The organism is Vibrio sp. 10N.286.48.C11, assembly GCF_041469805.1.
Classification (GTDB): domain Bacteria; phylum Pseudomonadota; class Gammaproteobacteria; order Enterobacterales; family Vibrionaceae; genus Vibrio; species Vibrio crassostreae_C.
The window spans coordinates 15,532-29,047 of the sequence record NZ_JBFRLK010000064.1 but is presented as its reverse complement, the minus strand read 5'-3'; the positions used below and the strand labels follow the sequence as shown (position 1 = coordinate 29,047).

Sequence of the window (13,516 nt, the reverse complement as noted above, 5' to 3'; positions counted from 1 at the left end):
GCCTCCTCCTACTCGATTGCTGGTCTTCAATGGTTCTCTCTGCGGCATTTATGTCGTTTCGAAACCTGCTACTGTTAATAACAAGCGGTTTAATGATGGTGTTACAGCAAGCACTCTTTTCCTTGCTTCACTTTCTCATGTATAATTCGCGCCCTTAGATTTAGATATGATCTATTCTTGCTTCAAGTGCTGTGTAAATTCTCTAATTTACTTGGCGATGAGCCTTTTAAAAATTTTGAACATTAATGTTGTGAACGTACTATGAAATTTATTGTTAAGCCCCATCCGGAAATTTTTGTAAAAAGTGAATCGGTGCGTAAGCGCTTCACAAGGATTCTAGAGTGCAACATTCGTAACGTTATTCAACGTCGCTGTGAAAGTGTTGCGGTATTCAACCGTCGCGATCATATTGAAGTGACGTCTGAGAGTGACCAGTACTACGCAGAAGTGTTAGAGGCTCTGACTCACACTCCAGGTATTCACCACTCTCTTGAAGTTCAACAGTCTGAATTCAAAGACTTGCACGATATTTACGAGCAAGTACTAGAACGCAGCCGTGCTGACATTGAAGGCAAGACTTTCTCTGTACGTGCTAAGCGTCGTGGTAAGCATGACTTTACCTCTATTGAACTTGAGCGCTACGTAGGCGGCGGTCTAAACCAAGCAGTTGAGTCAGCGAAAGTTCGACTTAAGAACCCTGATGTAACCGTTAAGGTTGAAGTGGCTAACGACAAGCTAAACCAAGTTCTAGCTCGTCACAAAGGCCTCGGTGGCTTCCCTCTTGGTACTCAAGAAGATCTACTGAGCTTGATCTCTGGCGGCTTTGATTCTGGTGTTTCAAGCTACCTGCACATCAAACGCGGCTCTAAGGTTCACTACTGTTTCTTCAACCTTGGTGGCCCAGCGCACGAGATTGGTGTTAAACAAGTGGCTCACTACCTATGGAATAAATACGGCTCATCTGCAAAGGTGAAGTTCATTTCTGTAGACTTTGAACCTGTGGTTGCTGAAATCCTTGAGAACGTAGAAGACGGCCAAATGGGCGTTGTTCTTAAGCGTATGTTCATGCGTGCTGGTGGTATGGTTGCAGACAAGTTCAAGATCGAAGCGTTGGTTACTGGTGAAGCACTAGGTCAGGTATCAAGCCAAACGCTAACTAACCTGCGTCACATCGACAACGTGACAGATACTTTGATTCTTCGTCCGCTTATCAACTGGGATAAAGAAGACATCATCGACCTTTCTCGTATCATCGGTACTGAAGACTTCGCTAAGGTAATGCCTGAGTACTGTGGTGTTATTTCTAAGAAGCCAACAGTGAAAGCGAAGAAAGGCAAACTGGAAGCAGAAGAAGCTAAGTTTAACTTTGAAGTGCTGGATCAAGTGATCGAGAACGCTCGTGTTATGGATATCCGTGACATCGAGAAAGAGAGCCAAGAGCAAGCGCCTGAAGTTGAACAAGTTCAAGCTGTTGCTGAGCACGCTATCGTTCTTGATATCCGTAGCCCAGAAGAAGAAGACGAAAGCCCGCTAGAGATCGATGGTGTTGAAATCAAACACATCCCGTTCTTCAAGCTTTCCACTCAGTTTGGTGACCTAGACCAATCGAAAGAGTACTTGTTGTACTGTGACCGTGGTGTCATGAGTCGTCTGCAAGCGCTTTACTTGCAAGAGCAAGGCTTCCACAACGTTAAGGTTTACCGCCCATAGTGGTGTGTTGACCAAGCGTTAATAATTTTGCAAAGCCGTTTACTGAAAAGTAAGCGGCTTTTTTATTTTCTATTGTGAATGATTTACAGTAGTCAGACAGAGGCGTGAGTTTGGGCGTGCTATCGTCATGCTCAGCTTTGAAATTTTTGATTGATAGAAAGAGTGTGTTCTAAACGGGTTTATAAGTACCGAAGAAGTGTGAGTATCTTGAAGTATTCTGTTACTTTTTAGTGCAACTCAATGGTGCTATTTGTATGTGTTCAGTTGATTATTTGAGTGGGTGTCTGATTCTGTGATTGGCGATGAAAAATAATAAAGATTAATTAGCACAGCTATTGATAAACTTGTTGTTACATTTCTTTGCACATAAAAAAACACCGCCCATAAGGCGGTGTAAACAAATTTGACAGACAGGTCAAAATAAATACAGGAAGTACATGCCTCGTTTCAGTATAAACTGCAACAAAACATTTGGTAGAACTCTACCCAACTCGAAAAGAACGAGTTTGCAAACACAACATCGCAGGAGCTAAGCCAATTGATTCTAGAGAGAATCAAGCCGTTCAGGCTAGCTGCTGCGGGATGAAATATAGAATTTCTCTGGCTGCTAGGCAATGGACAAATTATAATGTTTCAGATAAAAAAAACTAATGCTTATTTAGAGAGTAACTATGTCTCGTCGATTACCCCCATTAAACTCGCTAAGAGTGTTTGAAGCTGCAGCTCGACACTTGAGTTTTACGCGTGCTGCAGAAGAGTTGTTTGTTACTCAAGCGGCAGTCAGTCATCAGATCAAAGCGCTTGAAGAATTCTTATCTTTGAAGCTGTTTCGCCGAAGAAACCGCTCTTTGCTGCTAACTGAAGAAGGTCAAAGCTACTTCTTAGATATCAAAGATATTTTCACATCACTAGCAGAAGCGACAGACAAAGTGCTGGAGCGAAGTGAGAAGGGCGCATTGACCATCAGTTTACCGCCGAGTTTTGCTATTCAATGGTTGGTACCAAGGCTCGCTGACTTTAATCAGCAAGAGCCTGATATTGATGTAAGAATCAAAGCCGTTGATATGGATGAAGGCTCGCTAACCGATGATGTAGACGTCGCTATCTATTATGGCCGAGGTAATTGGTCGGGGCTTAGAGCCGATAAGCTTTACCAAGAATACTTGATCCCTCTTTGCTCACCTTCCGTGCTGCTAGGAGTAAAACCATTAGAATCTCTCAGTGATTTAGCATGTCATACGCTATTGCATGATACTTCTCGAAAGGATTGGAAACAGTTCGCTAAGCAAAATGGCATCGATGGGGTAAACGTTAATCACGGCCCTATCTTCAGTCACTCAACCATGGTGCTGCAGGCAGCGGCTCACGGCCAGGGCATTGCTCTGGGTAACAACGTGTTGGCGCAGCCTGAAATCGAAGCGGGTCGTTTGATTGCGCCTTTTGATGAAGTGTTGGTGAGTAAGAACGCCTTCTATGTGGTTTGTCATGAGAAACAAGCCGACATGGGTCGTATTGCTACCTTCCGCGACTGGATGCTAGCGAAAGCGCAAAGTGAACAAGAGGACTTACTCGATGAATAACGTCATCATTGATGGTGAAGACAATCCCATCACCTTTATCTTTGCCCATGGTGCTGGCGCAGGCATGGAGCATGAGTTCATGCAGTCGGTAGCCAAAGGGTTAGCCTTTAAAGGGATACGAGTGATTCGTTTCAACTTCCCTTACATGATTAAACGTGCTGAAGATGGTAAGCGTCGTCCACCTGACAGAGCGCCTAAGCTACTTGAAGCCTATCAAGAGATTATTGAGCAGGTTGATGCCGATAAGCTTGTGATTGGTGGTAAGTCGATGGGAGGGCGTATGGCGAGCCATTTGTCTGAACTTGATAAGGTGGCCGCAATGGCGTGTTTAGGCTTTCCTTTCCACCCACCAGGTAAACCCGAGAAATACAAAGGTGAGCATCTGGCTGAGTTAGCAAAGCCATGCCTCATTTTACAAGGTGAGCGCGATACCTTTGGTAAGCGTGAAGAGTTTGCTGATTTTGATCTGTCTGATTCTATTCGTGTTGAATTTATTCCCGATGGCGACCACAGCTTTAAACCTCGTAAGAGTTCTGGTTACACCGAGCAGCAGAATATTGCGTTAACCGTTGAGAAGTTATCAGCGTTTATCAAAGAGGTACTCAATGAGAAGTAAGTATTTACTCACTTTTGCAGGTATCTCTGGCGCAATAGCCGTAATGCTAGGTGCCTTCGCCGCTCACGGGTTAAAAGCTGTCTTGCCAGAGTATCTGCTAGGCGTGTTTGAGACAGGTGTTCAGTACCAGTTTATCCATACACTAGCAATATTGGCGTGTGGTGCTCTGCTACAGATGAAACTTGGTGCTAAATCACAAAAATATTTTTTCATTGCGGCAATTTGCTTTATCATCGGCATCCTTTGTTTTAGTGGCAGCCTTTATGGCTTAGCACTGACAGGAATAAAATGGTTTGGCCCTATAACACCGTTTGGTGGTCTACTATTTATCATTGGTTGGGGAGTCTTCTCCTTCGCTGCTTTGAATATAAAAGAGGTAACTCAGTGAAACACGTACTACTTTATTGTCGCTCTGGTTTTGAAAAAGAATGTGCTGGCGAAATTCAAGACAAGGCAACACAACTGGAAGTGTTTGGTTTTCCTCGCCTAAAGAACAATACAGGTTTTGTATTGTTTGAATGTTACCAAGCAGGTGAAGCGGACAAGTTGATCAAAGAGATCGATTTCCAATCACTGATCTTTGCTCGTCAAATGTTGGCAGTGGCTGTTGAAATTAAAGACCTGCCAACCGATGACCGTATTTCTCCAATTCTTGAGGCGCTTTCTGAGAAAGAAGGTTTCCCTCGTTGTGGTGATATCCGTATTGAAACGCCAGATACTAACGAAGCAAAAGAGCTTTTGAAGTTCTGCCGTAAATTTACCGTGCCGATGCGTCAAGCGATGCGTGGTAAAGGCCTGATGACAGCGAAAGATAACGCTAAGAAGCCTGTGCTTCATTTATGCTTCATCGCTCCGGGCCACTGTTTTGTTGGTTACTCTTACCCAACGAACAACTCCCAGTTCTTTATGGGTATCCCTCGTCTGAAGTTCCCATCAGATGCGCCAAGCCGTTCTACATTGAAGCTAGAAGAAGCATTCCACGTATTCATCCCTCGTGATGAGTGGGACGAGCGTTTGGCTCCAGGTATGTGGGGTGTTGATTTAGGTGCATGTCCAGGTGGTTGGACTTACCAATTGGTTAAGCGCTCGATGTTCGTTCACTGTGTTGATAACGGCATGATGGCAGACAGCCTAATGGAAACAGGTCAAATTAAGCACCACATGGTGGATGGCTTTAAGTTTGAACCAGACCGTAAGAACGTAACTTGGATTATCTGTGACATGGTTGAGAAGCCAGCTCGTGTTGCTCACCTTATGGGTGAGTGGATCATCAAAGGCTGGGCGAAAGAAGCACTGTTCAACCTTAAACTGCCTATGAAAGGCCGTTACGATGAAGTACTGCAAGATATAGAGAACCTAAAAGTGTTCCTGATTGAGAACAAAGTGAAGTTCAAGATGCAGGCTAAGCACCTTTACCACGATCGCGAAGAGATCACGGTCCACATTCAGGCGCTTTCAAACATCTCACCGCACTAATATTTACGTTAGTGTGTCAGTGATAAAAAATGCTCCTTTAAGGGGCATTTTTTGTATCAATATTATCGAGTCACAGCAACTTAAGCGTTTGCTTCGTAACGAATATCTTGCAGGTTGAACCCTAAATCAATATCGGTTTTGAGTGCCGATACTTGCTTACATACACGAGCGGATTCGATGTGTTCGTCGAACTTCTTACGATATTTTTTCGGCAGATCTTCTGCTTGATAGGCCGCTTCGATATCTGGGTAAGTGGTCAATATCTCTTTGGCTGCTTTTGGCCCGATACCTGGGATGCCCGGTACTTGGCTTGAGCTTACGCCCGTTAATCCCCAGTAATCCGCCAGTTGTTCAGGTTTAACGCCAAACTCAGCTTCGATAAAGGGTTTATCTAACCAGCGGTGCTGGAAGTAATCTCGGATCTGAAGCGTTGGTGACAACAGTTGGCAGTAGCCCTTATCCGTCGAGACGATGGTGACGGTTTCTCCGTGGTCAGCTACTTTCTTTGCCAGTGTTGCGACGAGATCATCCGCTTCATCGCCATCAGACAGCAGTGAATCAATGCCTAACTCCCACCAAGCTTGTTGAATAGCATCAAGGCCTTTCATCAATGGTTCTGGCATCGGTTTACGATTCTGCTTATAAGCAGGAAGCACATCTGCGCGCCAGCCACGGTCTTGTAAATGGTGATCAAATACCGCGATGATGTGGGTGGGCTTTGATTCATTCAGAATCTTATTGAGAGTGCGAATTGTGGTGGTAATGGTTCTTGCTATATCGGTTGGATCCGGCTGAACAGAGTGCACGCGTCGGATGAGGTTTAAGGCATCGATAATAACAAGATGGATAGACATAAGTTTCCACTAAATAGGCAATAAAAAAGGGGCTGCTAGCCCCTTATAGTAACGTATCACTTGGTGAGTTGAAACGTTAGCGACGTAAACGTCATAAGCTGATTAACTTTATGTCTGCCACTTAGTTACTCGTTAATGAGTGTGCCTATTCGCTCGGTGCGATTTTATAGCAAGGCACGTAATCAGAGCCGCCCGGTAACTTCATTCGATGTTGCTCAACAAAGTCATTCAGCAGTTGGTCCATCTTGGTCATTAGCTCTTTGTCGCCATCAATTAGGAATGGGCCGTGCTTCTCGATCTCCAGAATACCCTCTGCTTTGACGTTACCAGCCACAATGCCTGAGAACGCTTTACGTAAATTAGCGGCTAGGCTTTCTGTTTTTTGGTCCATATGAAGATCAAGCGCCGCCATAGATTCGTGTGTTGGGTCGAATGGCAGTTGGAACTCAGGCTCAATATGCAGTGACCAGTTGTAGCTGTAGGCATCACCGGTCTCTTTACGGTGAGAACGCACATCTGGCATCGCTTGTTTCATGATTTTCGCAGCGCGTGCTGGGTCATCAATCACGATCTCGTAATGTTTCTGCGCATCAGGCCCTAGAGTTTCCCCAATGAACTTATCGATTGAGCGGAAGTAAGCCTCACTCTCTTTCGAGCCCGTTAACACAATCGGCATTGGTTGTTCGGCGTTATTCGGGTGCATCATGATCCCTAAGATGTACAGCAGCTCTTCCGCCGTGCCTGGGCCGCCTGGGAAAATGATGATGCCATGTGCCATACGAACGAATGCCTCAAGACGCTTCTCGATATCTGGCATGATCACCAGTTCGTTTACTATCGGGTTTGGTGGCTCAGCGGCAATGATTGAAGGCTCTGTCAGTCCTAAGTAACGATGATCAGTATAACGCTGTTTCGCGTGACCAATAGCCGCGCCTTTCATTGGCCCTTCCATCGCACCCGGTCCACAACCTGTACAAATGTTCAGCTCACGTAGGCCCAGTTCATTACCCACTTCGCGAGTGTACTGGTATTCAGTGGCATTAATTGAGTGACCACCCCAACACACGATCAGGTTAGGCTCGATGCCCGGCGTAAGTGCGCCTGCATTCCTCAGAATACCAAATACGAGGTTGGTAATGTGAGTGGCATTAGTCAGGTTGAGCCTTTGGTTATCTGCGAGGTGCATGTTGACGTAAACAATGTCACGCAGCACTGAAAATAGGTGCTCTTGAATACCCTTGATGATTTCACCATCGACAAAGGCATGCTCTGGTGGGTTGCTTAGTTCGAGCTTAATACCACGCTCACGGCGAACGACTTCGACATCGAACGACAGATATTTGTCAAGCAACTCTTTGGAGTTGTCGGTATGGCTACCCGAGTTCAGGACCGCTAACGTACAGTTGCGATACAGTTGGTACAGATCACTAGACGCGGTTTTCTTAAGACGCTCAACCTCAAGTTGAGAGAGTAAATCCATGCTACCGGCAGGGCTGATATGAGTGATCATAGTGCCTCCTTGTTGAAAAGAGCAGGGGACGTTGAAGTGACCCTCTGGCTCGAGAGTGAGAAGCAAACGTTGAAAGTGTTTGGTTAAAGGTAGGAGAGAGTTAACCAGACGAAACGGATACGACAGCGTTGCTTGCCATGAATGCTTGTTAAGCGAATGTTAATCATTAGCTTAGCAAACATTGAGGGAAATGGTATGTGATAAGTATTTGAAAAAATGAAATAAATTAAATCTAGGGCTGGCCTAGTGCCAAACAAGTTGGTTGGTACCGCGTTGTTTTGCTTTATTTAGAGTCTTATTGAGTCGCTCTAGCACTTCTTCAGGTGTATCTGACTCTTTAAACTGAGTACTTGCCGCGCATAAAGTGATCGTGATTTGCTGGTCACGGAATTTAAAGGGCAGGCGGCTTACTTGAGTTTGAATGTTCTGAATCACCTGATGGCAATATTCATCGGTTTGCTCTGGCAGCAATAACACAAACTCTTCACCTGAAAAACGTGCCACAGTATCGGTGGTGCCTGCTTCTTTGGTAATAGTTCTTGCGATGATCTTGAGTGCTTTGTCGCCCGCGGTGTAACCAAAGCTATCGTTAATTGCTTTGAAGTTGTCGATGTCGAGCAGTACTACGCGTAGCGAGTGTTGCGCGCGGATCCAGCGGCGATACTCAAGCTCTAAGCGATCAGTAAAGGCAGTGCGATTGTAAACCTTGGTTAGAGGATCAAGCAGCATACGCTGAGCCTGATCTTCCAAGCGCTTACGGTAATCTTGCGTCACTTCATAGAGTGAATCTAACTGAGTCTTTCCGTAACTCATTCTCTCTATCAGAGCTTGTTCTTTTTGCTCTGCGTGGTTCAGCCTTTCCGAAAGAGAGGCGATTTCACTGAGTAGCGGATTAATCGACAGCTTTAAACTATCAATATCTTTCGCTTTATCTACCGAGCTTTGGCTTCTAGTGACTAGTTCATTTAACTCAGAGTTTAGACCTTGTCGGTGCTCAAAGTAGCTCTGGCTCTGGTCGGCATTTTGGTCTGCCGTTTTGATGCTGGACGCTAAAGAAGAATTAAGCTGATCGATGAATTGTTCAGACTTCTTACGTTCTAGGTTGGTGCCTTCAATAACCAGTTTGAGGATCTGAAGTGTTAGCTCAAGTAGGTTTTGTGTGGAAACACCAAGCAGCAGCTTCGCTCGAATATCGGTAAGCAGATCACCCGATTCACCCTCGAAGTCGAGTTCAGTGATCAGATGTTGTAGTTCGTTTGATAGGTCGGAAAGGAGCTCTTGTTCCGGAGAGTGCGCAGCATCGGCAAAATGAGTGCGTGAGTTGTTCGCCATAATCTTAATGGCACGCTCATAAATACCGAGTAGTTTCATGGCATGGTCAACTTTCTGACTGCCATTGCATTCGGAGAAGCTAAGTAAGTTTCGTAGGTCGCGTTTTAGCTGTGCTGGAAGGCCAGTTATGCGTTGCAGCGTTTCCCCACTGTGCTTAATGCTATCGTCCAGATATCCGTTCTGTTTATCCATAGCCAACGTTTTCTGCTTAAGCATCCTTTCTAATACTGCCAGCTTTGGGATCATCGAGCTAATGTCTTTTTGCTTTTCTAGCTCTTCCCTAAGGGCAATGAGGTTTTCATCTAAATGGCTGTTACTACCAACACATGCATCACTTAAAGACGTGACGATACGCTTTAGAACTTTCTGTTCTCTAATAAACTTGAACGAGGTGTCTCTTTGCGTCAAACGGACCTGATCCAACTGAGATTTCAGCTGGTGGAGTTGCGCCTGAATGTCTTTTTCAAGAATGCCCATAGATGTATTTATTAGCGCCGCGTAGACCGATCTCGATCATTTTGATGAAATTCCGTTACATCGATAATAACAAAACTAAAAATAAGGTCACGACTTGCTGCTCTTAACCGCTCGCAAATCAGTCATCTTTTAGCATTTTTTTGATGTTGTCCTCATTCTGGTACGAGGATTGTATTTTTATTAACCCTTGATTAATCGCATGTTTACACGCTTCTCTTATGTTACCAGTTGCAAGGCTCGCTGCTGGTGCATTATCGATAGCTTTTAGATAGACCCATTGGCTACTGCGCTCTTTGAGACTGATCTCACGGGCGAGATTGGTCGACATCAACAATACGTCGAGCAGCTCTTGATCGTTAATTGCGGTGTAAGCGCGTGGCAAGAATGGGTAGTCAGCGATGCCCATACGGACCGTTCGGTTGATGTTTCGCTCTGTTTCGAAGTCATTCACCCAAGACTGAATCTTTCTGAACATGTCCTCAGGCGACAAATCACGGTCCGCGTTTGGCTCGATATAAAGCAGGTTCGCATCCGAGAAGTGGTAGACACGAGCTGGGCCTTCAAGCTTAGATTTTAGGAATTCACCGAAAGCGTCTTCCAGTTCTAGACCGGCTTTGTAACCGTTCTGCGTGTACATATTGCGTAAGAACGGTAAATCAATCATCACGAAGCGTAAGCGGTCGTTGAGTGGCTCATGAATCAATTCGCCAAGTTGCCACTGTTCGAAGGTCTGGCTGGTTTGTTCTAGCGAATTGGACAGCTTGGCATTGAGCATTCTGAGGTTCGGGAGCTTAGATCGTGAGTGCGTAAACAGGTCTGTTCGTAGTGAGTCGACTTCTTTGGCTAAGGTTTGAATGAGGTAGCCACGGCGAAGCACAAAGAAGAACAAGATAATACTGAACAGGAATAGGGCGAACGATATTTTCTGGAACTTGCGATGCTCTAGTTTGTACTTTTCTAGCTCTTGCGCTTGGCCTGCGTAGTGCAGGGTTTGTTCGGCAAATTCTTTCTGTTGACGGAACGCGTCTTCGCCAACACGGTTGAGTTTTTGCTGCTCTAGAGAGACAAGGCTGTTGTATTGCTTGAGGTTTGCCAATGCTTGCTGTGGACGACCTGCCTGTTCATAACCCAAAGAAAGTAAGTAGTACGAGCGTTGTGAAAGGCGCATGTTCTCTATCTGGCGTGAGATCTCAAGTGCACGTGTCGCATGCTTTATCACGTCTTCGCTTTCTTGTAGGTGATACGCTAACCCTGCAGATAACAGTGCAGCACGGCCTTCCAGCTTTGGAATGTCGGTATATTCCAGCAGCTCAAGGGCACGGGTTAGGTACTGTTCTGCTAGAGGGTAGTTATAAAGGCGTAAGTAGGTCGCCGATAGACTTAGTCGGATATCAATGACTTGGTGGATATCTCGGTCAGTGCTTTCGTGATCAAGAACGTTGAAGAAGTGTACCAAGGCAAGGTTATATTTCCCTTGATAGAAGTACACATCCCCCATTTTCTTAAGCACTTGTGCTAAGACAGGCGAGTTTTCAAAGTTGTCATAGAAATCAGCGGCTTGAGATAGGTGTTCTAACGCTTTATCCAACACTTGGCGCTCAAAGAAAAGCTGCGCAAGTAGGCGGTTGACCTTGGCCAAACGTGAACTTAGATTGCCCTCTACTGATTTCCAGTAGCCATACAACAACTCGGATAACGCGTGGTTGTACTCTTTGTGAGTCAGATAAAACTCGCCGACGGAGATATGGTAGTCGATGGTGACTTTTTCAGAGTAACGTTGATCGAGATAGGTTTTGGCTTCTTGATAGAACTTTTCGGCTTCATCGATCTTGTTGTCGTAAGAGGCGATGTCGGCTTTCAACATGATCAAGCGATAGGTAATGCCTTCCGTTAAGCGTAAGGTTTTATTCACCGACTCTAGATTTGTTTCAATGTTAGTGAGCTCTGATTTTGCTTTGGCTGATTTTCTATCACTCAGCCAAAGTAAGCGAACTTTTAGGATCTGAAGATCTATTTTTAGGTAATCAAGCTTATAGGTTTGCGCTAGCTCGGAGGCTTTGTCGATGTGCTGAATCGCAATACGCATATTGCCAAGGTTGTATTCCGCTTTGGCTAAGATCTTATACGCATCGATACTGCTGTTTGGTGTTCGAATCGAGGAGTCTGTCTCTTCGCGAGAAATAGCTGAAGGGCTTTTCTCGCGTTGATCAGAAAGGACACGCAGCGTTAGGTAGCTGTTGGCCATTTGTTTTGCTTGGCTCGGCTCGATCTCAACCAAATTATTGGCTTCATTGAGTAGCGCCGACGAATAAACCGACGCATTGACCGATGTGCTTAAGCTTAAAATAAATAGACTAACAACGTATAACCAACGCATTTCAATGTCCCTTTAAAGATTTGGTAGGTTCAAATAAGTGTGGGTGGTTCTCGCCTGATTATTGGCGAGCCATACGCTTATTGTGGCTTGGTCTATCTTGCTCTGTTGAACGGTATGGGTTGATATCCAGACCACCACGACGTGTGTAACGTGCGAACACAGTTAGCTTCGAAGGTGCACAGTATTTCATGATGTCAGTGAAGATACGCTCAACACATTGTTCGTGGAATTCATTGTGCTCACGGAAAGAAACTAAATAGCGTAGCAGAGCTTCACGGTCAATTTGCTTACCAGAATATGCGATCTCAACGCTGCCCCAATCCGGTTGATTGGTGATCAAACAGTTCGACTTCAATAGGTGGCTGTGCAGTGTTTCTTCAACGTCTTGTTCGCCAGCAGCGCCTTCAAGCAGCGACGCTTCAAAGTCGTAGCTAGTGATTTGGATGTCTTGGTTGTCGATACAGTCACCTTCCATCGTCACGATAGGTTGGTTAGTGTAGTCGGTTACTGAGTTTACATTCACAATCACCGTTTCGCCTGCACATGCCGACAAATCTTGGGTCAGGCGCTCGGTTACTTGATCCCAGTTTTCAAATTGAGTCTGGTTGTAGCTGTTCAGGTACAGCTTGAAAGATTTTGATTCAATTAAATTTGGGCTGGTTGCTGGGATGAAAACTTCACCGACAGCCACTTGTGGTAGACCATTGGTGTTTAGCCACGAAAGCTCGTACATCGTCCAAATATCATGACCAACAAAAGGCAGCTCGCCGTTTAGCGCAAGATCATCGCGATTAAGGCTACGAGGCACTGGTTGCAATAAACTTGCATCGTATTGGTTAGAGTACTCAGTTTTTTGGCCAAGGGTTAAACCCGCTAGCTCTTTTGCGTCAGAATATTTGCTCATACTTTCGTTTCAAATTCGATTAGAATGGGGTCGATTTTACTGAATCCCCCTTACCCTGTCATTAAGTCATCGCTTAATCGGCGCGGAAAGGGCTCGGATTCTATTTATTATTTTGTGTTTAGGAGATTTTCATGACTCAACGTGCTCAAGACGCACTACTTTCTTTTAGTCAGCGATACGTTGACGCGTGGCAGCAGAAACACCAAAGCTTACCTCGTAATGAGGAGTTGGTGGACATCGTATCGCCATGCGTAGAAGAAAAGAGTGGCGATGCCGTGTTGTGGAAGCACTATCCACGTGAGCAATTCGCGGATTTCACCAACGTTGAAACCGGTATTGAGTTGACTCTGCATGAAGACATCAAAACTTTCTACGGCGCACAATTCAGCGCAGATATGAACGCAACTTTCGATGGTAACGAATTGACTCTGTTACAGATTTGGAGTGATGAAGACTTCGAATGCCTACAAGAAAACATTTTGGGTCACCTAGTAACTCAGCGTCGCTTGAAGCTAAAACCAACGGTTTTCATTGCCGCGACCGATGCTGAGCTGGATGTTATCTCTATCTGTAACCTAACGGGTAACGTGATTTTGGAGCGCTTAGGTACCAAAAATCGTGATGTGCTCGCCGAGACATTGGCAGAATTTTTAGAAAAGCTACAACCAGCGGTATAAATA

Annotated in this window: 11 protein-coding genes; 6 read left to right on the top strand and 5 right to left on the bottom strand. The window is 45.2% G+C overall.

The genetic code is table 11. The features are described 5' to 3' along the window. Positions 1–261: 261 nt before the first annotated feature. The 5 genes from thiI (at position 262) to rlmM (ending at position 5,382) form a co-directional block, all read left to right on the top strand. Positions 262–1,710 carry a tRNA uracil 4-sulfurtransferase ThiI gene (gene thiI, locus AB4209_RS16545; RefSeq protein WP_372056513.1) on the top strand — a complete coding sequence of 483 codons (1,449 nt, stop codon included), beginning with the start codon at positions 262–264 and terminating at the stop codon, positions 1,708–1,710. A 671-nt stretch (positions 1,711–2,381) separates the two neighbouring features. Beyond that, positions 2,382–3,290, top strand: a complete 909-nt coding sequence (locus AB4209_RS16540; RefSeq protein WP_012604639.1) for a transcriptional regulator GcvA — start codon at positions 2,382–2,384, stop codon at positions 3,288–3,290. Beyond that, a complete protein-coding gene (locus tag AB4209_RS16535) occupies positions 3,283–3,906 on the top strand; it encodes an alpha/beta fold hydrolase (protein ID WP_102319949.1) in 624 nt (207 codons plus the stop codon). The genes AB4209_RS16540 and AB4209_RS16535 overlap by 8 nt, the downstream gene beginning before the upstream one ends. After that, positions 3,896–4,294 carry a DUF423 domain-containing protein gene (locus AB4209_RS16530; RefSeq protein WP_017069500.1) on the top strand — a complete coding sequence of 133 codons (399 nt, stop codon included), beginning with the start codon at positions 3,896–3,898 and terminating at the stop codon, positions 4,292–4,294. The genes AB4209_RS16535 and AB4209_RS16530 overlap by 11 nt, the downstream gene beginning before the upstream one ends. Further along, positions 4,291–5,382: a 23S rRNA (cytidine(2498)-2'-O)-methyltransferase RlmM gene (gene rlmM / locus AB4209_RS16525; RefSeq protein ID WP_017070491.1), complete on the top strand. Its 1,092-nt coding sequence runs from the start codon at positions 4,291–4,293 to the stop codon at positions 5,380–5,382. Before AB4209_RS16530 ends, rlmM begins: the two co-directional genes overlap by 4 nt. Before the next feature lie 80 nt (positions 5,383–5,462). Here the strand turns inward: rlmM and xni are convergent, their stop codons facing one another. The 5 genes from xni to queF form a co-directional block, all read right to left on the bottom strand. Next, complete coding sequence (xni, locus tag AB4209_RS16520) at positions 5,463–6,236, bottom strand: flap endonuclease Xni (protein ID WP_017069498.1); 774 nt, start codon at positions 6,234–6,236, stop codon at positions 5,463–5,465. Positions 6,237–6,381: 145 nt separating this feature from the next. Beyond that, positions 6,382–7,746 (bottom strand): nucleotide 5'-monophosphate nucleosidase PpnN, encoded by a 1,365-nt coding sequence (gene ppnN, locus AB4209_RS16515; protein ID WP_102393213.1) that lies wholly within the window; start codon positions 7,744–7,746, stop codon positions 6,382–6,384. Between the two features lie 243 nt (positions 7,747–7,989). Beyond that, positions 7,990–9,555 (bottom strand): GGDEF domain-containing protein, encoded by a 1,566-nt coding sequence (locus tag AB4209_RS16510; RefSeq protein WP_102393214.1) that lies wholly within the window; start codon positions 9,553–9,555, stop codon positions 7,990–7,992. Positions 9,556–9,673: 118 nt separating this feature from the next. Beyond that, complete coding sequence (locus tag AB4209_RS16505; RefSeq protein WP_102393215.1) at positions 9,674–11,932, bottom strand: tetratricopeptide repeat protein; 2,259 nt, start codon at positions 11,930–11,932, stop codon at positions 9,674–9,676. Between the two features lie 58 nt (positions 11,933–11,990). Continuing rightward, positions 11,991–12,836: an NADPH-dependent 7-cyano-7-deazaguanine reductase QueF gene (gene queF, locus AB4209_RS16500; protein ID WP_017060768.1), complete on the bottom strand. Its 846-nt coding sequence runs from the start codon at positions 12,834–12,836 to the stop codon at positions 11,991–11,993. Between the two features lie 131 nt (positions 12,837–12,967). On the opposite strand from queF, the gene syd reads away from it, so the two are divergent. Further along, complete coding sequence (gene syd / locus AB4209_RS16495; protein WP_050633962.1) at positions 12,968–13,513, top strand: SecY-interacting protein; 546 nt, start codon at positions 12,968–12,970, stop codon at positions 13,511–13,513. The last annotated feature ends 3 nt before the right edge of the window (positions 13,514–13,516 follow it).